We start from the raw sequence: 23,163 nt of genomic DNA on the forward strand, positions 1-23,163 counted from the left end.
TAGCTAACAACCCTGTAACTTCAAGTACAACGGGTTTATACCGGGACAAACAACCCCAGCCAATAGAACAGATTCAGCACAATACCGGCAATAATCACGGCGACCACCGGTGCGGCAATTTTCATTACCGGGCGACCAATGGCTTCATTCAGGAAATATAAGGCTGTGGTGATGGTAAAACCGGTGTAGCCGGCCATTTTGATCGAGGCAAAGATAGCCCCGATTAACAGTGCATATTCCATCAGCAAATTCATGGCATTACGAATATTGTCGGAGGCATTACGCACGGAGGGGAAGCGGCCCAGCCATTTACCGATTGAGCGCAGCATCAATACTTCCAGCGATATCACTACCGCACCAATTATCCCTGCCAGCAATGGATTCGGTACCAGATAACCCACCACAAACACGAATGTGAAACCAGCTACGGCATAAACACCGGTTGCCAGCGCGGTGGTGGCAATCAGCGGCACAAAACCAAGGCCGCGCATAAACTCGGCCAGCGATGCCTGATGGATTAATGCCAGTGATTCTTCCGGTGTGATGCCCGGAGCGTAAGCTTTGGCGAGCGTATAAATCGACACTTCACTGCCGCCGAAGATCTTCATACTGGCGACGGCTGAAATTAACCCACCGACAATGGCCAGCATCGGCAGATTTTTAATAATTCGCTGGGTTCGTTCTTCGAAAACAGAGTGCCCTCCACCCCCTCCCAGGTGGGTTTTTGCTTTCAAGTCTTGTGCGATAGCGATGCCGATAAGCAGGATCATACCGACGAAAATTTCAATAGATTCAGGGAAAAGCCCGGTAAAGCGGGTGATGACCAGCCGGGTCAGCAGCACGATAAAGGCAGAGACGACGGCAGTTTTCCAACCGAACTGGTAGAAAATGGCGACCAGCGGGAACAAGGCAAAGGCTGATATCACCGGGCTGCTCAATTCACCCAGCGAACCGATAAAGTTAACCGGTAAAGAGGTCAGCGCGGTATTAACGGCGGGTAAACTGGTCAGCGCCAAAATACCCCAAGCCGCGCCTAGCGCGAAGGCCAGATAGCTATTAATCGCCAACACGCCAATGATGTCGGTCGGCAGAAACAGTAGCCAGGAGTTAAGTAAACCGGTTGAGAGTGTGAAAGAGATACCGACAGAGGCAATAAAGCCGACACTCAAGCCAAACGCGATACTGCCTGCCTCACGGCGACTCATATTCCCTTCAACCAACTGCGGCAGAATAGGGCGAATGCCGTCATGGAACACGGCCACAGAACGGTGAGACAGCAGCGCGGTCATCCCTGTCAGCAGGGCAACCACAATAATATGAATATAATCCACGGTGGCCCCTTAGCGTAGCTGTGTAATTAGCAATGGGATAGCATGTTCAATATGTTCGACAGATAAGCCAAATGCCACTTTGCCATCAGTGACAAATTTTTCTATTTGTTCTGGTTTGGCTTTGATTCCCGGCTTGGCGATGGTGGCACTTTTGTTATAGCCGATAATGGCGATAGCCATTGATAACGCGGCTCCGGCCCCAGTGTTACAGGCACCAATATAATAATCCAACTGACCTTCTTTCACTTTTACCGCCGCATCCATATCCGAAAGAATAAATGTTTCAAAGGTATTCGGTGCCGTCTGCTCGATCATCTCGCGTATTAACTCGCGTTGCAGCCCGGCAATGCCAATCTTCTTCATAATCACTTTCCTTGCGTTGAGAAAAATTTATTAGGATTGTGGCGCAGCATCATTTCCACATGATCTTGTGAAAGTCCGGCGGCCAGTAACAGGGGAATAAACGTATCAACTAAATAACTAAAGCCGCTACCACCATTGGTTTTTAAATGGGAGCGACGGGTAATATCCATAGAAAGCATTACTTTATCCAGCAATCCACGTTCAGCCAGCATCACTAACATGGCGACACGCCGTTCATCCGGGAAATAGCTGTTTTTGCCGATAGTATCGAACTGTACATAAACGCCTTTATCGATCATTCGCAAAATAAGGTCTGGTTGCTCTTTGAGATCACAATGGCCGATAACCACCCGATTCAGTGGGACGCCATGTTGTTCGAGCAGTGCGATTTGTTCTAATCCCATTGTGCTGAAACTGGTATGAGTGGAAATGGCTAAACCGGTGGCGTGGTGCGCTAATGCTGCGGCATGGAATACTTTTGCTTCATCGGCCGTAACCACCCCCTCGCTGGTACCAATCTCGGCAATGACACCCGCTTTGAGTTCGGTGCCATCAATACCTAGCTCGATTTCATCAATCATGGTTTGTGCCAATTGCTGTACGGTACTTTCACGCACCATCGGCGGATAAAAACTGTCGGTATAGTAACCGGTTGACGCGATAACATTGATGCCACTGTCCCGCATCAAATTCAATAAAAACTGCGGGTTACGCCCCATGTAGCGATTGGTGACTTCAACGATGTTTGCTACCCCTTTGCTCACTAATTCGCGCATTTCGTCACAAATCGGCGGGTATTGGTCCAACCGGCAGTCCAGATTATTTTTAAAGCCAGATAAATCAATGTGGAGATGTTCGTGAGCGTAGGTATAACCGTTAGGATTAATCATCGTTCAGGCTCCGAAGGCGACAGAGAGTATTTGTAAGATAACACCCAGAGATGATGCATTATTGATTTCTGGGAGAGAAATTCATTAATATTACTTATGATACCAGCAATGACTATACCCTTCTTAGCGGGAGATGCAGCGATTAACTCAGACTATTTCCTTAATTATCATAGCGGCCAGGCAAGCGGGGATCTCCGCTTTGAATCCCATCAATGAGCACTACCTCGCTGCGGGTGACGCCAACTAACCGTACCGCAGGCATCTCGCGGATGGCGGCAATGACGACTGGCGGCCCGCGAAATCTCTAATGCTTTCTCTAGCGAGAAAACCGTAATGACTTCAGGTTGCTAACTGACAATATCATCTACCCTTGCAGAAGGTGGCTGCACCAGATGGCCGATATGAGCTACGGGAATTGCGTGTCGGTGTAGTTGGCGCGCTTCTTTAAAATCCACCGCTGCCATACTTGGGAAACGGGCGATTTTATTGTTTATTCCTTCATAACGACATGCCAGTAAGCGGCGACACAATTCAGGATTATGCCCAAACTGTTTGCTCATTAAATAGAGTTTTATATTGTAATGGCTGGCCGTTTTGAGCAATTGACGGGCATTGGCTTCTGTTTGTTCAACATCAATTAATCTGGGGTTCTGTTTTAACAGGGTTTTTAAAAACATTTGATGTCCTAATAGCCCGAGGTGGTTTTCATTAAGTCATGATAGCGTTAAATTATTATTATTTTGAATATTTAAGAAGGCACCAGTTTGATAACTATTAAAGCCCGCCCCGATTTAGCACCGTGGGGGCATGTCACTAGCAAGGTATAGACTGTAAAGGTTTGCGAGTAAATATCCGATTTCATTTTCTGTCGGTTTTAGCGGAAAATACGCCAATAAATCCTGATTGATTTCTCTGATATAATGGATTTCTTCGCTTTGATAGATTTCCGCTAATATTGCCGGGTCCAGCCCCTGAATTTCCTCACCACGGCGGGTACGCATCAGCGCATTTGCCATATGAGTGATGGCCATCACCCCTTGCTCGCCGTGAACGGGCAACTGCCAGAAGTTATCTAACCGACTGATAACCTTGTCTAAGCCCTGCCCGATATCGAGATCGATAACCCCAGACTGACACAAAATATTTAGGCGTGAATTGATACAGAGTTCCAAAGAGTTGCTCCTCTGAAAACAGTCTATTATCCGTCATACTTCAAGTCGCGGGTGTGTTGACGCTCTGCCACTCAAATTATGATTATATAACAATGTGTTATAATTAATAGCGAGGTTCTATCTCACCATTTTGTACTGCGCGCTGGTGGTTCAGCAACAATGTTCCATTGATGCCTTTTTCCAGTAACAGTTTGATCGGATGGTTATCTGGCCGGATGAGGAGCACCGCCTGAGATGCCTGAATATAACGCTCATCACCCTGCAATTTTGTTGCCTGCAAATGTTCATGGGGAACATTCTCCGTCAGGTTCCAGATAGCAGCATCAATATCACCACGGCTAATATGTGCAATACAGTCGCTATAAGGTATCTCTACCAATTCAATCGGTTGCCCGGCGAATTTAATCTCGGTCAACAGGCACTGGTCTGGTGAGCGAGGGTCTAATCCTACCCGACGAATATTCTGTTGTTCACCAGGGCGGCAAATCAATTGGTGACCATCGACGTAAGAGCCATTACCAAGATTGAGCGCCAGCGCGACCCTCCCTTCATCAATATAACTCTTGGCCGCCAGATGAGACACCACCGCGATATCGTAAATACCGTCTATCAGGCATTCGATACGTACCTTAGCGCCACGCATATGGGCGAAATAGAGGGGAAGCAAGGTAAACTGCTCTCTTAAACCACTGGCCAAACCTTCATAAAGCTTGGTGTAGGGCAATGGCATGGCACAGACCATGTTGCCGAGATCAGCTTGCTGCAACAAGAGTGGCATATTGAGATCAACCAGCAGCGTGCCATTGCGGCCATGACGCTCCACCACGATAATCCCTTCGGCCTCAAGCACTTTTAATGCGTGCTGTATCACGCCGACTGAAATTCCGAAATCATCTGATAGATCGTCGATAGTCTTTAGCCGACTACCGGGGTGCTCGCCAATTAAATAGCGCGCCATTGATACCAGAGCCAACCCTTCTTTTTTTATAAATTTCTTACTCATGGTGGGTCAAATAGCCTTATGTTGCCCAGCAGTCAATTATGTTACCTGACAATAGAGCATAAGAAGATGATTTTAGTCGTACTATTAATTTTCAATTATATGAATATTTTAACATTCATATAAATATATCATCGTGGCAATAATAAGTGAGGATATATGAGAGCTACATCAAGTTTTATCAACTTTTAAAGCAGGATACAAACGCTTTTCTTATAGCAGAATAGCTGGTCAGTTGGGGGCTGACCAGCGAGAAATTAAATAAAATTCAATTACTAGATAACTTTATGTGGGCCGAAGCATTCATAGTGAATTCGCTCAGCTGCAACACCTTGCGCCAATAATTGGCGACCAGCAAATTGCATAAAGGCTACCGGGCCGCAGAAATAGTAATGTCGGTTGGGATCGGCTGCTAACCACTGGTGCGAACTGAGGTCCATAAATCCTTTGCTATGATAATCCTCGCCCTGACCATCCTGTGCGGTTGGTTCGCGATACCATACATGGCGGCTAAGATTAGGCATGTTTTCAGCAATTGCCGCGATTTCATCAGCGAAGGCATGGACCCGACCGTTTTCTGCCGCATGTAGCCAATGTACCGGAGCCGCATGTTGCTGGCTATGAAGGGTATTAAGCATACTTAACATGGGCGTTTGGCCGACACCGGCTGAGATCAGTGCGACCGGCGTCTGTGGCGAAACATCCAGGAAGAAATCGCCGCGCGGTGGGGCGATGCGCACGCTATCTCCTTCATTTAATTTACCATGTAGATAATTTGAAACAGTACCTTGCTCTTCACGTTTCACCGCAATGCGGTAAGTTTTGCCATTCGGTGCGGCGGTCAGTGAATATTGGCGAATTTCCTGATATTCGAGGCTTTCATCTTCAATATAGATACCCAAATATTGGCCTGGTTTGAAATCAAGCACTCGTCCGCCATCTTCGGGTGCTAACACAAAGCTACAAATTACCTCGCTCTGCATCTCTTTTTTAATAATGCGGAAACGACGCAAGTTTCTCCAGCCGCCGGTTGCGGATTCACTCTGTTGATAGATCTGCTTTTCCCGCTGAATAAACACGTCAGCCAGCACGCCATAGGCTTTACCCCAGGCATCCAACACCTCCTGACCTGGAGACAGTAACTCATCTAATGTACTTATTAGATGATGGCCAACGATTGGGTAGTGCTCTGGTTGAATATTCAGGCTGGCGTGTTTATTGGCAATTCGCTCGACTGCGGGTAGCAGGGCGGCCAGGTTATCAATATTCGCCGCATAGGCACAAATGGCATTAAACAGCGCTTCACGCTGATCCCCATTGAACTGATTGCTCATGTTGAAAATGTGCTTGAGTTCTGGGTTGTGCTTGAACATGCGATCGTAAAAATGTGCAGTCAGTTTGGGGCCAGTCGCGGCAAGTACTGGGATGGTAGACTTGACGATGGCGATGGTTTGACTATCCAGCATGGTGTGCTCCTTGTTCCCTTTGTACTTAGCGTTGTAGCTAACCTGATATCGCTGTAACGCCAATTACTTTAGGTATTATAGTGTGTAAATTAATAGATGCATTCTATATGCACCTTATAGGTTTTTCGGGAATTTGTAAATACACTTTCCGATGCTAGGGAGAATATGTATGGCGCGTTAATCCAGAGAATATGAAAAAAGCACATGATGAATATGAGGATAATTCCGTTGCAGTGGATGAACTATGAACAGCTCAAAGCCTTATGTAGCCTCAAGCCAATCGTTTGCGTAAAAACCTCTGTCAAGACCTATCTTAACGGGGGCGAAACAGTTTACACTGTGCTCTACAACCCGAAGGGGTAGCCCACCAGGTCTATTTTGTTAGCTAAGTCAGGAGAGCCGGATGTTAAAGCGTGAAATGAACATTGCCGATTATGATGCAGATCTATGGCGTGCAATGGAGCAAGAAGTGGTGCGTCAGGAAGAGCACATTGAGCTGATTGCCTCTGAGAACTACACCAGCCCGCGTGTTATGCAGGCACAGGGTTCTCAGTTGACGAATAAATATGCTGAAGGTTATCCGGGCAAGCGTTACTACGGTGGCTGTGAGTATGTCGACGTGGTAGAGCAACTGGCTATAGATCGTGCTAAAGAGCTGTTTGGTGCCGATTACGCCAACGTTCAGCCGCATTCCGGTTCGCAAGCTAACGTGGCAGTTTACTCTGCTTTACTGCAACCCGGCGACACTGTTCTGGGTATGAATCTGGCACACGGCGGCCATTTAACTCACGGTTCACCGGTTAACTTTTCCGGTAAATTGTACAATATCGTGCCTTACGGTATCGATGAATCTGGCAAGATTGATTACGCCGATTTGGCCGCTCAGGCTGAAAAACATAAAACCAAAAATGATTATCGGTGGCTTCTCCGCCTATTCCGGTATCGTTGATTGGGCAAAAATGCGCGAAATTGCAGACAGCATTGATGCATGGCTGTTTGTCGATATGGCTCACGTAGCAGGCCTGGTGGCTGCGGGCGTATACCCTAACCCAGTTCCTCATGCGCATATCGTGACTACTACTACGCACAAGACATTGGCCGGCCCTCGCGGTGGTTTGATTTTGGCTAAAGGGGGGGATGAGGATTTGTACAAGAAACTTAACTCATCTGTTTTCCCAGGTAATCAGGGCGGCCCATTGATGCATGTTATCGCGGGTAAAGCGGTAGCACTGAAAGAAGCGATGGAGCCTGAGTTCAAAATTTACCAGCAACAAGTGGTTAAAAACGCCAAAGCGATGGTATCCGTGTTCCAGGAACGCGGTTATAAAGTGGTGTCTGGCGGTACTGAAAATCACCTGTTCCTGCTGGATTTGGTGGACAAAAACGTCACCGGTAAAGACGCCGATGCTGCTTTGGGTCGTGCCAATATCACCGTGAACAAAAATAGTGTACCTAACGATCCGAGAAGCCCATTTGTGACTTCTGGCGTGCGTATCGGTAGCCCTGCTATCACGCGTCGCGGCTTCAAAGAAGCGGAATCTCGTGAACTGGCTGGCTGGATGTGTGATGTGTTGGATAACATCAACGATGAAGCGACCATTGAGCGTATCAAACAGAAAGTTCTGGCTATCTGTGCTCGTTTGCCAGTTTACGCATAATAGCTTTGCATCAGTTGTAATGAAAACCCGCCAATGCGGGTTTTTTTACGTCTGTTGGCGGGTAACCCAGGCCAACAGACGATACGAGGGCTACCGCGTAATGGGGTGTTATTGTGTAAAACCCAATGCTTATAGTGTGAACTTACTCTCAAACTCTATGTTTGCAGAATTACAAAGTTGCTAGCAGACGGGGCCTCTGTCACAGTGACGGGCTGACCCTGGAGGGACTCATGGTATTGCAATCAACACGTTGGCTGTCGCTCAACTATTTCACTTATTTCTTTTCTTATGGCATTTTCCTGCCTTTCTGGGGCATCTGGTTGCAAGGAGAAGGGATACCACCTGAAACCATCGGTATCTTGTTGGGCGCAGGCTTAATTTCTCGTTTCCTCGGCAGTCTGATCATAGCCCCTAGTGTGAAAGATCCATCCCATCTGGTTACCGCCATTCGTATTCTGGCGCTGCTGACATTAGCCTTTGCGGTCGGTTTCTGGTTCGGCAATGGTTGGGCTTGGTTGATGGTGGTTATTGCGGGCTTCAACCTGTTTTTTGGCCCACTGGTGCCATTGACCGATGCACTTGCGGCCACTTGGCAGAAACAGATATCAATGGATTACGGTAAAGTCCGGTTATGGGGATCGCTGGCCTTTGTAATTGGCTCGGCGTTGACCGGTAAGCTAGTCTCGGTTTGGGGCCATCCCGCTATCCTCTACAGCCTGATTTTTGGTGTTTCAGCTATGCTGCTGGGATCTCTGCTGAGACCCAGTGTGATGCCAAAAGGAGAAGTTAAAAGTCGTAATGTGGTGGCAACGGATTGGAAAGTCTTGCTCGCTGAGCCGCAAGTATGGCGTTTTCTACTCTGCGTGACGTTATTACAGGGTGCTCATGCCGGTTACTACAGTTTCAGCTCCATTTACTGGCAAGAGGCAGGTTATTCCGCAGCGACTATTGGTTATTTATGGTCGCTGGGGGTGGTCGCCGAGATCCTGGTCTTTGCATTCAGTAATGTGCTGTTTCGCCGCTGGACGGCCCGCAGCCTGCTCCTGCTTTCGGCCATCAGCGGCATTATCCGCTGGGGCATGATGGCCTCGACTACGGAGTTAGCGTGGTTAATCCTGATTCAGATCCTTCACTGTGGCTCATTCACGGTCTGTCATCTGGCGGCAATGCGCTTTATCGCCGCACGGCGTGGGGCGGATGTTATCCGTTTGCAGTCGGTTTATTCTGCGCTGGCGATGGGGGGCGGTATTGCGATAATGACCGTGATTTCGGGTTTCTTATTCGAGCATTATCAAGGCGGTGTTTTCTGGGTTATGGCGTTGATCGCCATCCCTGCACTGTTTATTCGCCCTCGGGTTGTTGCTGATTCAGAAGGGGGAGCGGGTTAAGGCAGCTCCAATACCTTGTGTAGCTGCTTAATTTGTTGCTCTGTCAGTGGTAATAATACCTGAATCAGTGGGGGTGTTGATTCAGGTTGCCGCACGGCATAAGGGCTAATGACCACTGAGGTGCCCGCAGGTGCGCCGGATTGTAGATATACGTCGTGGGGCAAGTATTTGACATGCAACGGCAGCAGGGTCAGTTCACGTATCTGTTGTTCCAACTGTTCTTCTAGCGCTAAATTGTTCCGCGTTAGCAGTAAAATCTGTTTTTCATGTAAGGCATTTTCCTGCATTAACCAGGCACCGAAACTAATGGCGATCAGGCCAATTTCCTCGGCAGAAAATTGGATCTGGTACTCCTGTTCAAACTCCGTCAGCGCTTGTTGTGTGGCGCGCAGTAAGCGGGGATATTTACGATTTACTTCTTCTAGAAATGAATTATCAATCCCAATATTGAAATAGCATCGTTCAATCGCAGGGGCGAGATGAGCAAACAATTGGTTGACCAGCGCATCATTATGGCTGCTGAATGCCATGCCGGATAGTTGCTTAAAATGCTTAATCAATTGGTTAATCGCGGTTATCAGGCGTTCATCTTCGGCGGATTGAGAACTGTGATAGCTGTGGGCTTTAATCATGGTTAACATCAGTACCAGCATATCGCGTTCAATAGAATCCAATGGCTGATTTAGCAGCGGATTAAATGCATGGTACAGGCTGTCTGCCGCCGCCAGCGCGGGTTTGCACGTCAACCATTGCTGTTGTGTTTGTGATAGCTCAGGGGGGATTTGTTGTTGATTCTCCCAAGCACAATAGGCTAAATAGAGTTGCAAAAATTGGCGATCTTTTTCATTGAGTCGCCGGTTCAAATGGGGTTCGCACTGGCTGACTATCTGTGGCAAATGTTCTGATAACAAACGCTCATCCCACGACAGTGCCTGATATAAGCAGGGGGCGAAATGGTTTTCGATAAAATGGGGGCAATAGCGTAGCCCACGCCGTAGCCAATGGATAAGGCACAGTCTTTTATCCAGTCTGCTGCCGTAAATCAGGCAAATATCATCAGGATTGGCATTGAGCTGCAAATGGTAGAAACGCTGGATTTCACTGGCAACCTCGGCTATATCTTGCCGTGTCGTTGTCAGGTCGACGCCGTTTAATTGGCTAATGGTATCGAGTTGTACCACCGATGCTGGCATAAAAAGCATCAAAATCATATGACAGCGCCGCTGCTGACCTGATAGCGGTTGACTGGATAATAGGGTCACAGAGGAAGTGTCCTGTCTCATATAACCTTCAGTGATGAATGAGTTGTTATTTATCAGTATCAAGCATAGCAAAAGAGATTCATTCAGTTGGTTAGAGCAGAGGGCTTTTACATCGACTTACAACTTACATCACAGTTATGCCCTTTGTACCTGGCGCTACAGCGGGTGAGCTACGCGCACTTACCCGAATCACTGACTTATGTAAGCTCATTGGAATGCGTTTGCTGGCGGCCTACCTGTAACCCCAGTGACTTTGTGTATATCGTAGAATTTCCAAGGATTGATTAATGCGTAGTATGTTATATTATAACAAAATGATTGTAATTAACCGACTTACTACCTTGTTGTTAGCGGTGGCCGCTTTTATTTACAGCCCGCAGGCTCTGGCCCATCCTCATAGCTTTATTGATATGGATACCACTTTCGTCAGTGAAAAACAGACATTGATAGGCATGAAAATGGTGTGGACGATGGATGAAATCACCTCTGCTGATTTGCTGTATGACGCAGAAAATGCCAAGAGTGATGGCGAAATTTGGAAAAAGTTGGCGGCAGAAGTGATGGCTAATGTACTGGGACAACACTATTTCACTGATATCTACCGTGATGGTAAGCCAGTGAAATATAAAAACTTGCCGACAGAATATCGTTTGTCCCGCAAGGGGCATCAGGCAGTACTTGAGTTCATTTTGCCGCTGGCGGAACCACAACCGTTGGCGGGCAAGCCTTTTATCATTTCAACTTATGATACGACTTATTTTGTTGATATGACCTATGCCAGTGACAAAGCGATACGGCTGTCACCTGAAATGGAGAAAAGCTGCAAGCTGGCACTATTTACCCCGAATCCAAACGCCTCTTTACAGGCTTATGCATTGTCACTGGATAAAAATGATTCACCGGGAGAGGACATGGAACTGGGACAACAATTTGCGCAGCGAGTGACGGTACAATGTCAGTAGGGCTTGCAACTGCAACTCGCCAGCGACACGGGTTGGTTAATTTATGGCCGCTGTTTTTGTTCTTATTTCTGTTGGCGGGAGCCGCACAGGTAGCCTGGTTCTATTGGCCTGAACTGCTGTTTAAAACCGTGGTCTGGCAAAAAATTATGCACCAGCAAATGGCGCAACTGTTGCAGCAGGTTAAAGCTAACCCCCAGCACACCGGGCTGGCACTGATGATGTTTAGCCTGATGTATGGCGTGCTTCATGCCGTCGGCCCAGGGCATGGCAAAGTAGTGATAGTAACTTATCTGGCAACCCATCCGGCGCAGCTAAAAAGTAGCTTGAAGCTGACTTTTGCCGCCTCAATATTGCAGGGTGGGGTGGCTATCTTATTGGTTACGGTATTGCTGGGCGTGTTGCAACTCTCTTCGCGCTATTTACACCAAAGCAGCTTCTGGCTGGAAAAAGGCAGTTTCCTGCTGGTTATTGGCTTAGGTCTGTTGCTGTGTTACCGCGCAATAAAACGGCTTTATTATCAAGTGAGGTTATTAAAGCCGCAAAAAGTGACTATTCAGCGAATACAGCCTCTATCCGCGAGCCATGTTCACAGCGATAACTGTGGTTGTGGACATCGCCATCTGCCCAGTTCACAAGAGTTACAGGCCAGTAATGACTGGCGTACCCGGCTGGCAATTGTACTGGCGATGGGAATGCGGCCCTGTTCTGGTGCTATCATGGTGCTGCTGTTTGCCAAAGTGATTGGTGTCTATTGGTGGGGGATTTTATCCGCGATAGCGATGGCGATTGGCACATCACTGACGATTTCGTTGCTGGCGCTGTTGGTTCACTATGCGCGGCGTTTGGCGGTGCATTTAGGCCGTAATCGTACACCCGCAGCATGGGGGCCTATTGCCTGGTCGACTCTGGCATTAACCGGTGGTCTTATTTTATTGTTTGCCGGAGTGCTGCTTTATCTTTCCAGCCAGCCGGAAATGATGGGGGGGATCAGGCCATTCGGTCGTTAATCCTCACAATAAAAAAAGCCAGCCAGGGTTAGCCGACTGGCTTTTTTGTATCAAACCGTCATTCATATATACTCTAAATAATTCGAGTTGCAGGAAGGCAGCAAGAGAGAAAATCCCAATGAGCTTACATAAGTAAGTGATTCGGGTTATTGAACGCAGCCAACGCACATGCAGCTTGAAGTATGACGAGTATAGAATTAACGCTTCAGGGCATCACTCACTTCTGCTTGTACTATTGCGTTAAGAATGCCTTTTATAACGCGTGGATTACCCGCTACCACATTGCCAGAGTTGAAATGGTTATGGCCACCGGCAAAATCAGACACCACACCGCCAGATTCACGCACCAGCAGCTCGCCACCGGCAAAATCCCACGGCTTCAAGCCAATCTCAAAGAAACCATCCACACGGCCGGCGGCGACATACGCCAAATCCAGTGCCGCTGAACCGGTGCGACGAAAATCAGCACACTGTTCAAACAGTTTACCCACCACTCGCAGATAAGCTGGAGCGTGTTGTTTTACTTTGAACGGGAAACCGGTTGCCAGAATGGTGCCGTCTAAATCTTTGGCATTGGTGCCACGCAGACGATAACCGTTTAACTGCGCACCCTGACCACGAGTTGCGGTAAACAGTTCGTTACGCATTGGGTCATAAACCACGGCAACTTCGGTACGGCCTTTAATGCGTACCGCGATAGAAACCGCGAAATGAGGGAGACGTTTAATGAAGTTGCTAGTGCCATCCAGTGGATCAATAACCCATTGCACATCTTTGTCTTCGCCTTCCAACTCACCGCACTCTTCACTAATAATGGTGTGTTTTGGATAAGATTTACGGATTATCTCGATAATCAGTCTTTCTGATTCGCGGTCAACATTGGTAACAAAATTGTTACTGCCTTTCTGGCTCACTTCGACAGCGTCGGGCGTTTCATAACTTTTGGCAATCAGGTTACCGGCCTTACGCGCAGCGCGTATGGCGATAGTCAGCATTGGATGCATGGGTATCTTCCACTAGGATGTTAAAGAACGAGAAACGGCGCATAGTATAGCAGGGGTTCGGATAAATGCCTATACCCGTCACCCTTCAAGATGCAAGGGTGTTGGCCGCCTACCTGCAACTCGAAGTAGCTTGGGTATATGTCTGTGTTAAGATATGCCGATTCCCCGTTATCCTCAGAGTTTGTATGCTACACAATATTCGTATCGTTTTGGTTGAGACCTCACACACCGGCAATATGGGTTCGACAGCCAGAGCCATGAAAACAATGGGATTAACCAATTTATATCTGGTTAATCCGTTAGTTAAACCGGATTCTCAGGCCATTGCACTATCGGCCGGTGCCAGCGATGTGATTGGCAATGCCACTATTGTCGATACGCTGGATGAAGCGTTAGCCGGTTGCAGCCTGGTTATCGGCACCAGCGCTCGTTCCCGCACCTTACCGTGGCCGATGCTAGAGCCGCGTGAATGTGGTGTTCGCAGCGCACGCGAAGCGGAACATGCGCCGGTTGCGCTGGTGTTTGGCCGTGAGCGAGTTGGTCTGACTAACGATGAACTGCAAAAGTGCCATTATCATGTTGCCATTCCGGCTAACCCTGAGTACAGCTCACTGAATCTGGCGATGGCGGTACAAATTATAGCCTATGAAGTGCGGGTGGCTTTCCTTGAAAGGCAACAAGCGGTATTACCTGTAATAGAAACAGAGGAAGCCCCTTATCCGTTAGTGGATGATCTGGAGCGTTTCTACCTGCATTTGGAGCAGGTTTTATCCCATACTGGCTTTATTCGTCAGGCCCACCCGGGGCAAATAATGAGCAAATTACGCCGCCTGTTTACCCGTGCGCGGCCCGAGGTTCAAGAGCTAAATATCCTGCGCGGGATGCTGACATCCATCGAGAAACAAGATAAATACCCACAAGGTAGTGCGGGTGATGCTGCACCAGATAATAAAAATTAATGCCTTATATCAATTGGTTATTACAGAAAACATCGCATATCATTGAAAATGAAAAAGGCCAATAATACTTGAGTAAATTACTAGGTTAAATAGTTGACTAAAACACTCAAGAATGTCAGACTTCTGGCTCGTTTTAACCAACAGGTAATTTTAGCTATGAGACTGACTTCCAAAGGCCGTTATGCCGTGACCGCCATGCTTGATGTGGCATTACATTCCCAGGACGGGCCAGTTCCTCTGGCCGATATTTCAGAGCGTCAGGGGATTTCGTTATCCTATCTGGAACAGCTGTTTTCACGCTTACGCAAAAATGGCTTAGTCGCCAGCGTTCGTGGTCCAGGTGGCGGTTACCTGCTGGGTAAAGATGCATCAGCCATCGCAGTAGGTGCGGTTATTACTGCTGTAGACGAATCTGTCGATGCCACCCGTTGTCAGGGTAAAGAAGGCTGTCAGGGTGGCGATCGTTGCCTGACCCACACCTTATGGCGTGATTTGAGTGAGCGCATCAGCAGCTTCCTCAATAACATTACATTGGCAGAACTGGTGAATAATCAAGACATTCTAGAGGTCGCGGATCGTCAAAACAACGATACGCGCCGTACGGCTAATGGCCGACCGCAAGAGACGATTAACGTCAATCTGCGCGCATAAGCAGAATTTGCGGAATTTTACGTTTTGGAAGTGATGTACGGAGCAAAAGAGCAATGACCGAATCAAAATTAAAGTTACCGATCTATCTGGATTATTCAGCCACCACCCCAGTAGACCCGCGTGTCGCTGAAAAAATGATGCAGTATCTGACTCTGGATGGCATCTTCGGTAACCCCGCCTCTCGTTCCCACAAGTTTGGCTGGCAGGCAGAAGAAGCTGTTGATATTGCACGTAATGATATTGCTGCATTGGTAGGTGCGGACCCTCGTGAGATTGTCTTCACCTCTGGCGCAACCGAGTCTGATAACCTTGCAATCAAAGGTGCTGCTAATTTCTATCAGAAGAAAGGCAAGCACATCATCACCTGTAAAACTGAACATAAAGCAGTGTTAGATACTTGTCGCCAGTTGGAGCGTGAAGGCTTCGACGTGACTTATCTGGCACCGCAGTCTAACGGTATTATCGACCTGAAACAGCTTGAAGCGGCCATGCGTGCAGATACCATTTTGGTTTCTATCATGCATGTGAATAATGAAATCGGTGTGGTACAGGATATCGCGGAAATCGGCGAAATGTGCCGTAGTCGCGGGATCATATTCCACGTTGATGCTACGCAAAGCGTCGGTAAATTACCGATTGATCTGAGCCAACTGAAAGTCGATTTGATGTCCTTCTCCGCCCATAAAGTTTATGGCCCGATGGGGATTGGCGCGCTGTTTGTTCGCCGTAAGCCACGTATTCGCATTGAAGCCCAGCAGCACGGTGGTGGTCATGAGCGCGGTATGCGTTCGGGCACTTTGCCAGTACACCAGATTGTTGGCATGGGTGAAGCTTACCGTATTGCCAAAGAAGAGATGAAAAGTGAAGCTGCGCGCCTGCGTTCATTGCGCCTGCGTTTGTGGAACGGTATCAAAGATATCGAAGAAGTTTACTTGAATGGCGATTTAGAGAATGGTGCACCTGGCATTCTTAACGTCAGCTTCAACTATGTTGAAGGTGAGTCGCTTATCATGGCACTGAAAGATCTGGCTGTTTCATCGGGTTCAGCCTGTACTTCCGCGAGTCTGGAACCTTCTTATGTGCTGCGCGCGTTGGGGATGAACGACGAACTGGCTCACAGTTCAATCCGTTTCTCTCTGGGGCGTTTCACCACTGAAGAAGAGGTAGACTACGCCATTGCACTGGTGCGTAAATCCATTGGTCGTCTGCGTGATTTGTCTCCGTTATGGGATATGTTCAAGCAGGGCGTGGATATCAGCAGCATTGAATGGTCTCACCATTAATTCCAGACTTTAAGACTCAGGAGAAATCACATGGCTTACAGCGAAAAAGTAATCGATCACTACGAAAATCCACGTAACGTCGGGTCATTCGACAACGAAGATCCTACCATCGGTAGCGGTATGGTTGGCGCACCTGCGTGTGGTGATGTCATGAAGTTGCAGATCAAAGTTAACGAAGCTGGCATCATTGAAGATGCGCGTTTCAAGACTTATGGCTGCGGCTCTGCCATTGCTTCCAGTTCTCTGGTAACTGAATGGATGAAAGGCAAGTCTCTCGATCAGGCTGAAGCGATCAAAAATACTCAGATCGCGGAAGAACTGGAGTTACCGCCAGTCAAAATTCACTGCTCAATTTTGGCAGAAGATGCCATTAAAGCAGCTATCGCCGACTACAAAAGCAAACATACTGCCAAGTAGTTGTAATATAGATACCCTAAATAATTCGAGTTACAGGAAGACGGCTAACGCACTTGTAGCTTGAAGTATGGCGGGTATAAGTTATCAGAGTTGAGGAAGGTCTATGTCGATATCAATCAGCGACAGTGCTGCACAGCGGGTCAGCGCCTTTTTAAATAACCGTGGTAAGGGCTTGGGTTTGCGCTTAGGCGTTCGAACTTCGGGCTGCTCCGGTATGGCGTATATCCTGGAATTTGTTGATGAAATGAACGATGACGACATCGTTTTTGAAGACAAAGGCGTGAAAGTGATCATCGACGGCAAAAGCATGGTCTATCTTGACGGCACCGAATTGGATTTCGTCAAAGAAGGTCTGAACGAAGGCTTTAAGTTCAACAATCCGAACGTCTCCAGTGAGTGTGGATGTGGCGAAAGCTTTAACGTCTGACCCTGTTTTGTTCCTACCTCAGGCACTTGTGCTTCATACAGCTCTCTTGCGTTATAAGTGGGCTGTATAACTTTCAGCTAAGCCATCACATATTCTTGAGCATTCTATGGATTACTTCACATTATTTGGGTTGCCGCCTCAGTACCTGATTGATGGTAGCCGACTCACGACCCGCTATCAGGAATTGCAGCGCCAATTCCATCCTGACCGTTTTGCCAATCAGCCTGAACGCGAGCGTTTGGCCTCATTACAGCAAGCTGCGACCATCAATGATGCCTACCAAACCCTCAAGCACCCGTTAAAACGGGCTGAGTATATGCTATCTTTGCAGGGTTTTGATTTAGGCAATGAACAACATACACTGCGTGATACTGCTTTTCTGATGGAACAATTAGAGCTGCGCGAAGAGCTTGATGCTATCGAACGTAGCCCAGATGCTGAAATACAACTCGCTGCATTCAGTCACCGCCTGGCTTTGATGACAAAAACGCGCAGCCAACTGATGGTTGAGCAATTGGATCAGCAACAGTGGGAACAAGCCGCTGATACGGTTCGAAAATTACGTTTTCTGGATAAATTACAGCAACAGGTTGAACAGCTCGAAGAGCGGCTGTTTGATGGTTTATCTCTTTAGTGAAGTGAAGTGAAGTGAAGTGAATAGTTGTATCTAATTGATAAAAATAAATAAAGATCAATTTATTGATGACTGCAATGCCCAGCTACTTCTTATTAGGGCGCGTCACTAACGTTTTTATATGCTCTAAATAATTCGAGTTGCAGGAAGGCGGCAAGTGAATGAGTCCCGATGAGTTGACGTGTGTCAATGATTCGGGTGAGAGAACGTAGCCAACGCATATGCAGCTTGAAGTATGAAGAGTATAGATTGATGGAAGCTCAACATGGCCTTATTACAAATTAGTGAGCCTGGTTTAACGGCGGCACCACACCAACGTCGGTTGGCCGCAGGGATAGATTTAGGCACCACAAATTCATTGGTAGCCACTGTGCGCAGCGGTAAAGCGCAAACACTGGCCGATGAACAGCAGCGGGATCTTTTGCCGTCAGTGGTTCACTATCAACAAAATAACATTGATGTCGGCTGGAATGCGCGCGATTTAGCGGCATTGGATCCGGTCAATACTATTAGTTCAGTCAAACGCATGATGGGCCGTTCTTTGGCCGATATCGTGCAGCGCTACCCTAATCTGCCTTACCAGTTTCAGCCGAGTGAAAATGGCTTGCCGATGATCCAGACTGCCTGCGGGTTAGTTAACCCGGTGCAAGTGTCTGCGGATATCCTAAAAGCATTGGCACAGCGGGCGCGTGCTGCATTGGAAGGTGAACTTGACGGTGTAGTAATTACCGTTCCGGCTTACTTTGATGATGCTCAGCGTCAGGGAACCAAAGATGCCGCCCGCTTAGCGGGGTTGCATGTGTTGCGTTTGCTTAATGAGCCGACCGCAGCGGCTATCGCCTATGGTCTGGATTCAGGCCAGGAAGGGGTGATTGCTGTTTACGACTTAGGCGGCGGAACATTTGATATCTCTATTTTGCGCTTAAGCCGTGGTGTTTTTGAAGTGTTGGCAACGGGCGGTGATTCTGCGCTGGGTGGGGATGACTTCGACCACTTATTAGCTGATTGGCTGCGCGAGCAAGCTGGTATTGATTCCCGTGATGATCATGGTGTCCAGCGGCAATTACTTGATGCGGCGATCGCGGCCAAAATTACCTTGAGTGATGCCGAGGTTGCTGATGTCTCGGTCGCTGGCTGGCAAGGGCAAATCACCCGTGAGCAATTTGAATCGCTGATCGCGTCATTAGTTAAGCGCACATTAATGGCTTGTCGTCGTGCGTTAAAAGATGCTGGCGTGACGGCTGACGAAGTGTTGGAAGTGGTGATGGTCGGCGGTTCGACCCGTGTGCCGTTGGTGCGTGAGCAGGTGGGGCAATTCTTTGGCCGCACGCCACTGACCTCAATTGATCCCGATAAAGTGGTCGCTATTGGTGCGGCGATCCAAGCTGACATTCTGGTGGGGAATAAACCTGACAGTGATATGTTGCTGCTGGATGTTATCCCGCTGTCATTAGGGCTGGAAACTATGGGCGGTTTAGTGGAAAAAGTGATTCCACGCAATACCACCATTCCGGTTGCCCGCGCGCAAGAGTTCACCACCTTTAAAGATGGTCAGAGTGCGATGACTATCCACGTACTACAAGGTGAACGCGAGTTGGTACAGGATTGTCGTTCTCTGGCCCGCTTTGCTTTACGTGGTTTGCCGCCGCTGCCAGCGGGAGGGGCACATATCCGTGTGACTTTCCAGGTGGATGCGGATGGGTTATTGAGTGTCACAGCGATGGAGAAATCCACCGGCGTGGAGGCATCGATTCAGGTGAAGCCTTCCTATGGGCTATCCGATGATGAAATTGCCAATATGATTAAAGATTCAATGGCGAACGCGCAAAGTGATATTGGCGCGCGTAAGCTGGCGGAACAACAAGTCGAAGCCTCTCGTGTGCTGGAAAGTTTACAAGGCGCATTGGCAGAAGATGCAGCATTACTCAGTGAGCAAGAAAGTACTGCGATCGCTCAGGCGATGGCAGCATTACAGCAGCAGATGCAGAGCACTGACCCACACGCAATCGAAGCTGCGATAAAAGCGTTAGATGCACAAACGCAAGATTTTGCCGCGCGCCGAATGGATGCTTCTATTCGCCGTGCTTTGGCTGGCCATTCAGTGGATGAGGTTTAATCATGCCCAAAATAGTATTTCTGCCCCATAAAGACCTTTGCCCGGATGGTGCAGTACTGGAAGCAACGCAAGGTGAAACCATATTAGATGTCGCCTTGCGCAATGGAATCGACATCGAGCATGCCTGTGAGAAATCCTGTGCCTGTACCACTTGCCACTGTGTGGTGCGGGAAGGTTTTGATTCTCTGCCAGAAAGCAGTGAACTGGAAGATGACATGCTGGATAAAGCCTGGGGGCTGGAGCCAGAAAGTCGCCTGAGTTGTCAGGCCAGAGTGACGGATGAAGACTTGGTGGTTGAGATGCCGCGTTATACCATTAACCATGCACGAGAGCATTAATCATACTCGTCATACTTCAAGCTGCATGTGCGTTGGCTACGTTCAATCACCCGAATCACTTACAACAGTAAGCTCATCGGGACTCTTTCACTTGCCGCCTTCCTGCAACTCGAATTATTTAGAGTATATACACGAGAACATTGATATGAGCTTAACCTGGCAAGATACCCGCGAAATTGGCGAAGCGCTGTATGATCAATTTCCGGATACCGATCCCAAGACGGTGCGCTTCACCGATATGCACCAATGGATCTGCGACTTAGAAGATTTCGATGATGATCCGCAGGGATCAAATGAAAAAGTGCTGGAAGCGATCCTTCTGGTCTGGTTAGATGAGTTTGAATAGGTACCAGAGGGTCGCATAAGCGGCCCTTTTTTTATGCCGGATCTGATATCTTATAGATAGAAACTTTATTGGATCGATGCTGGTAACACAGGCCAGTATATAACTAACTGAATAACAGAAAAATAATAATGACGAGGTAATCCATGACCACAGAAATAATGCAAGTATCCCTATCATCCAAGCCGGCAGATGTCCGCTGGGGCGAGAAAGCCCTATTAAGTACCAATGATCAAGGCATTACTATCCACCTGACGGGAAAAGACACTTTGGGGTCGATCCAACGTGCCGCCCGTAAAATCGACGGGCAGGGTATCAAACAGGTCAAACTGGCCGGGGAGGGCTGGGGTCTGGAACAAAACTGGGCATTCTGGCAAGGGTTCCGTGGGCCAAAAGGTCAGCGTAGCGTGGAGTGGGCAGAGCTGCCAGAGAACGAAAAAACCGAGCTGAAACATCGGCTGAAAATTATTGACTGGGTGCGCGACACTATTAATGCACCAGCAGAAGATTTGGGGCCAGAGCAACTGGCTAAAAACGCGATCGATTTACTGTGTTCAGTATCATGCGATGCTGTTAGTTACCGTATTACCAAAGGCGAAGATCTGCGTGAGCAGGGTTATGCCGGGATTTACACCGTTGGTCGCGGCTCTGATCGCGCGCCGGTGTTATTGGCGTTGGACTATAACCCAACCGGTAATCCCGATGCGCCAGTGATGGCGTGTTTGGTGGGTAAAGGTATTACTTTTGATTCAGGCGGTTATAGCCTGAAACAGAGCGCCTTTATGGATTCGATGAAATCCGACATGGGGGGTGCGGCGACAGTCACCGGTGCATTGGCATTAGCAGTGGCTCGAGGCTTGGATAAGCGCGTAAAACTGTATTTGTGTTGTGCGGATAATATGGTGAGTGGTAATGCCTTCAAACTGGGTGATATCATTCGCTATCGCAATAAAAAGACGGTAGAAATCATGAATACCGATGCCGAAGGGCGCTTGGTATTAGCCGATGGCCTGATTGATGCGTCGGAACAGAATGCACCGCTGATTATTGATGCTGCTACCTTAACCGGTGCGGCGAAAACTGCCTTGGGTAATGATTACCATGCGCTGTTTAGCTTTGATGATCAACTGGCGCAAGAGTTGTTAAGCAGTGCCAAAAGTGAGCACGAACCTTTCTGGCGTTTGCCGCTGGCCGAGTTCCATCGCAGCCAGTTACCGTCTAATTTTGCTGAATTGAATAATGTTGCGGGTGCAGCCTACAGTGCTGGTGCCAGCACTGCTGCTGCGTTTTTGTCGCATTTCGTGACAAACTATCAGCAAGGCTGGTTGCACATTGACTGCTCTGCCACTTACCGTAAAGGCGCGGTTGAGCAATGGTCGGCCGGTGCTACAGGTTTGGGTGTACGCACCATTGCTAACCTATTGTTGGCGAAAGCAAAATAACATATTGATGTGTCGAGGAGTGAGAATAGGCAGATCGTAAAGACGCTGTATTCTCTTTGAAGAAAAAAGCTTCCCTGGGGGCTCGAGCCGCGCCATCCTTGGCGCGGACGCTTTACTCTTCTACCTGTTCTCCCTCCTATTTACCCATCGCAAGATGTTTTTGGAGTCAAGCATGAGTGTGCCGCAGTCCCCTGATGATAAGCACGATAGTCACCATCACGATGAAGACCAAAGCCTGGAATCCTTGCTAAAACTGGCGGCGACGGAGTCCATTCATCGCACCGCCTTTTTCCGTGCGCTGCTGGATGCGACCGTTTTAGTGCTGGTAGATGATTCAGATAAGTGCATTGAAGACGGTGAAATGACGTTCACCGCAGGAAATGGTGTGAATATTCTGCATTGGGAAAAGCAGGATGGCGAGTCGGTCATTCCATTCTTTACCTCAGTAGAAGTGCTTCAGCAGGCGCTGGATATGGCAGAAAATCAAGATATTGACAGTGAGAAACAGCCTTTTGTCGCCATGCCGGTGCGGGTGCTATTTGAAATGACTCAGGGCGCACATCTGTTTTTGAACCCAAAATCAGAGCACGGTAAAGAGTTCTGGCCGCAAGAAGTGGCGATGCTACTCGAAAACGGCGGTTTAGCGCAACCGGCTGAAATGGTCGTGGATAAAGAGAGCCAAATTCTATTGGGCCAACCGGAAGAGTACCCGGCGGCAATGGTTGATGCATTGATTCAATTGTTCAGCCAGCGTAAGCCAGTGCGCCGTGCTTTTCTGGCATTAATGCATGATAAAAATGTTGATGATCAACCTAACTTATTGATTGGTTTAGAAGTTGAGGGGCCTGAAGATGAGGTTGACCAGTTAATTCAGGAAGCCGGCAATGTGGCCAGTGATAATGCACCCGACGATCGCCCGGTTGATTTTTGCGTAGTGAGTGAAAAAGAGCGCGGTGTAAGCCATTATCTGATGACGCATACTCAGGCATTCTATCAGCGCAGATGGGGCAGTTGGCTGCGTAATGTGATTCCTTCAGTTAATCATTAGTC

General features: G+C 48.2%; 22 protein-coding genes and 2 pseudogenes. 15 read left to right on the plus strand and 9 right to left on the minus strand.

Annotated features, from left to right (window positions below; translation table 11 throughout):
* Window positions 1-35: 35 nt before the first annotated feature.
* The 7 genes and pseudogenes from YALDO0001_RS09375 to hmpA all read right to left on the minus strand — a co-directional run bounded on the left by YALDO0001_RS09375 (window position 36) and on the right by hmpA (window position 6,222).
* The gene (locus YALDO0001_RS09375; RefSeq protein WP_004702377.1) at window positions 36-1,331 is read right to left on the minus strand and encodes a YhfT family protein; all 1,296 of its coding nucleotides are present in this window, start codon (window positions 1,329-1,331) and stop codon (window positions 36-38) included.
* 9 nt (window positions 1,332-1,340) lie between these two features.
* Entirely contained in the window at window positions 1,341-1,694 is a 354-nt protein-coding gene (locus YALDO0001_RS09380) for a DUF2620 domain-containing protein (RefSeq protein ID WP_004702379.1), read from the minus strand.
* 2 nt (window positions 1,695-1,696) lie between these two features.
* Entirely contained in the window at window positions 1,697-2,584 is an 888-nt protein-coding gene (locus YALDO0001_RS09385) for a phosphotriesterase-related protein (protein ID WP_004702383.1), read from the minus strand.
* Between the two features lie 208 nt (window positions 2,585-2,792).
* Window positions 2,793-3,261: pseudogene (locus tag YALDO0001_RS09390) on the minus strand (type III PLP-dependent enzyme domain-containing protein); the annotation flags it as partial.
* 114 nt (window positions 3,262-3,375) lie between these two features.
* The gene (locus tag YALDO0001_RS09395) at window positions 3,376-3,756 is read right to left on the minus strand and encodes a hypothetical protein (RefSeq protein WP_042839643.1); all 381 of its coding nucleotides are present in this window, start codon (window positions 3,754-3,756) and stop codon (window positions 3,376-3,378) included.
* Between the two features lie 103 nt (window positions 3,757-3,859).
* Window positions 3,860-4,759, minus strand: coding sequence for a GntR family transcriptional regulator YhfZ (gene yhfZ, locus YALDO0001_RS09400; protein WP_004702393.1), 900 nt, complete (start codon window positions 4,757-4,759; stop codon window positions 3,860-3,862).
* Between the two features lie 272 nt (window positions 4,760-5,031).
* Entirely contained in the window at window positions 5,032-6,222 is a 1,191-nt protein-coding gene (hmpA, locus tag YALDO0001_RS09405; RefSeq protein WP_042839644.1) for an NO-inducible flavohemoprotein, read from the minus strand.
* 403 nt (window positions 6,223-6,625) lie between these two features.
* Here hmpA and glyA point away from each other — a divergent pair.
* Together glyA and YALDO0001_RS09415 are read left to right on the plus strand one after the other, a co-directional pair.
* Window positions 6,626-7,880 (plus strand): annotated as a pseudogene (gene glyA, locus YALDO0001_RS09410) (serine hydroxymethyltransferase).
* A gap of 230 nt (window positions 7,881-8,110) precedes the next feature.
* Window positions 8,111-9,268, plus strand: a complete 1,158-nt coding sequence (locus tag YALDO0001_RS09415) for a 3-phenylpropionate MFS transporter (protein WP_004702399.1) — start codon at window positions 8,111-8,113, stop codon at window positions 9,266-9,268.
* Here the strand turns inward: YALDO0001_RS09415 and csiE are convergent.
* Window positions 9,265-10,551 (minus strand): stationary phase inducible protein CsiE, encoded by a 1,287-nt coding sequence (csiE, locus tag YALDO0001_RS09420; protein WP_042839646.1) that lies wholly within the window; start codon window positions 10,549-10,551, stop codon window positions 9,265-9,267. The genes YALDO0001_RS09415 and csiE overlap by 4 nt on opposite strands.
* A gap of 275 nt (window positions 10,552-10,826) precedes the next feature.
* Here csiE and YALDO0001_RS09425 point away from each other — a divergent pair, with 275 nt between their 5' ends.
* Together YALDO0001_RS09425 and YALDO0001_RS09430 are read left to right on the plus strand one after the other, a co-directional pair.
* Entirely contained in the window at window positions 10,827-11,492 is a 666-nt protein-coding gene (locus YALDO0001_RS09425; protein WP_004702404.1) for a DUF1007 family protein, read from the plus strand.
* Window positions 11,483-12,499: a nickel/cobalt transporter gene (locus tag YALDO0001_RS09430; RefSeq protein ID WP_042839649.1), complete on the plus strand. Its 1,017-nt coding sequence runs from the start codon at window positions 11,483-11,485 to the stop codon at window positions 12,497-12,499. Before YALDO0001_RS09425 ends, YALDO0001_RS09430 begins: the two co-directional genes overlap by 10 nt.
* A gap of 197 nt (window positions 12,500-12,696) precedes the next feature.
* Here the strand turns inward: YALDO0001_RS09430 and suhB are convergent, their stop codons facing one another.
* Entirely contained in the window at window positions 12,697-13,503 is an 807-nt protein-coding gene (gene suhB / locus YALDO0001_RS09435) for an inositol-1-monophosphatase (RefSeq protein WP_042839650.1), read from the minus strand.
* 185 nt (window positions 13,504-13,688) lie between these two features.
* Between suhB and trmJ the strand changes: the two genes are divergently transcribed.
* From trmJ to sseB, 11 genes are all read left to right on the plus strand, one after another.
* Window positions 13,689-14,462, plus strand: a complete 774-nt coding sequence (trmJ, locus tag YALDO0001_RS09440; protein ID WP_004702411.1) for a tRNA (cytosine(32)/uridine(32)-2'-O)-methyltransferase TrmJ — start codon at window positions 13,689-13,691, stop codon at window positions 14,460-14,462.
* Between the two features lie 156 nt (window positions 14,463-14,618).
* Window positions 14,619-15,113, plus strand: coding sequence for a Fe-S cluster assembly transcriptional regulator IscR (gene iscR / locus YALDO0001_RS09445; RefSeq protein WP_004707916.1), 495 nt, complete (start codon window positions 14,619-14,621; stop codon window positions 15,111-15,113).
* A gap of 53 nt (window positions 15,114-15,166) precedes the next feature.
* Window positions 15,167-16,396: an IscS subfamily cysteine desulfurase gene (locus YALDO0001_RS09450; RefSeq protein WP_004702415.1), complete on the plus strand. Its 1,230-nt coding sequence runs from the start codon at window positions 15,167-15,169 to the stop codon at window positions 16,394-16,396.
* Window positions 16,397-16,426: 30 nt separating this feature from the next.
* A complete protein-coding gene (gene iscU / locus YALDO0001_RS09455; protein ID WP_004702420.1) occupies window positions 16,427-16,813 on the plus strand; it encodes a Fe-S cluster assembly scaffold IscU in 387 nt (128 codons plus the stop codon).
* A gap of 103 nt (window positions 16,814-16,916) precedes the next feature.
* Window positions 16,917-17,240 carry an iron-sulfur cluster assembly protein IscA gene (gene iscA, locus YALDO0001_RS09460; RefSeq protein WP_004702422.1) on the plus strand — a complete coding sequence of 108 codons (324 nt, stop codon included), beginning with the start codon at window positions 16,917-16,919 and terminating at the stop codon, window positions 17,238-17,240.
* A gap of 106 nt (window positions 17,241-17,346) precedes the next feature.
* On the plus strand, window positions 17,347-17,874 hold the full coding sequence (hscB, locus tag YALDO0001_RS09465) for a co-chaperone HscB (protein ID WP_004702424.1): 528 nt from the start codon (window positions 17,347-17,349) through the stop codon (window positions 17,872-17,874).
* Between the two features lie 265 nt (window positions 17,875-18,139).
* Window positions 18,140-19,990 carry a Fe-S protein assembly chaperone HscA gene (hscA, locus tag YALDO0001_RS09470; RefSeq protein ID WP_004702425.1) on the plus strand — a complete coding sequence of 617 codons (1,851 nt, stop codon included), beginning with the start codon at window positions 18,140-18,142 and terminating at the stop codon, window positions 19,988-19,990.
* A 2-nt stretch (window positions 19,991-19,992) separates the two neighbouring features.
* The gene (gene fdx, locus YALDO0001_RS09475) at window positions 19,993-20,328 is read left to right on the plus strand and encodes an ISC system 2Fe-2S type ferredoxin (protein ID WP_004702431.1); all 336 of its coding nucleotides are present in this window, start codon (window positions 19,993-19,995) and stop codon (window positions 20,326-20,328) included.
* Between the two features lie 145 nt (window positions 20,329-20,473).
* Window positions 20,474-20,674: a Fe-S cluster assembly protein IscX gene (gene iscX, locus YALDO0001_RS09480; RefSeq protein ID WP_004702435.1), complete on the plus strand. Its 201-nt coding sequence runs from the start codon at window positions 20,474-20,476 to the stop codon at window positions 20,672-20,674.
* A 143-nt stretch (window positions 20,675-20,817) separates the two neighbouring features.
* A complete protein-coding gene (pepB, locus tag YALDO0001_RS09485; protein WP_004702438.1) occupies window positions 20,818-22,113 on the plus strand; it encodes an aminopeptidase PepB in 1,296 nt (431 codons plus the stop codon).
* Window positions 22,114-22,285: 172 nt separating this feature from the next.
* Window positions 22,286-23,161, plus strand: a complete 876-nt coding sequence (gene sseB / locus YALDO0001_RS09490; protein ID WP_004702441.1) for an enhanced serine sensitivity protein SseB — start codon at window positions 22,286-22,288, stop codon at window positions 23,159-23,161.
* The last annotated feature ends 2 nt before the right edge of the window (window positions 23,162-23,163 follow it).

The sequence above is a fragment of the Yersinia aldovae ATCC 35236 genome (assembly GCF_000173735.1).
GTDB classification, from domain to species: domain Bacteria; phylum Pseudomonadota; class Gammaproteobacteria; order Enterobacterales; family Enterobacteriaceae; genus Yersinia; species Yersinia aldovae.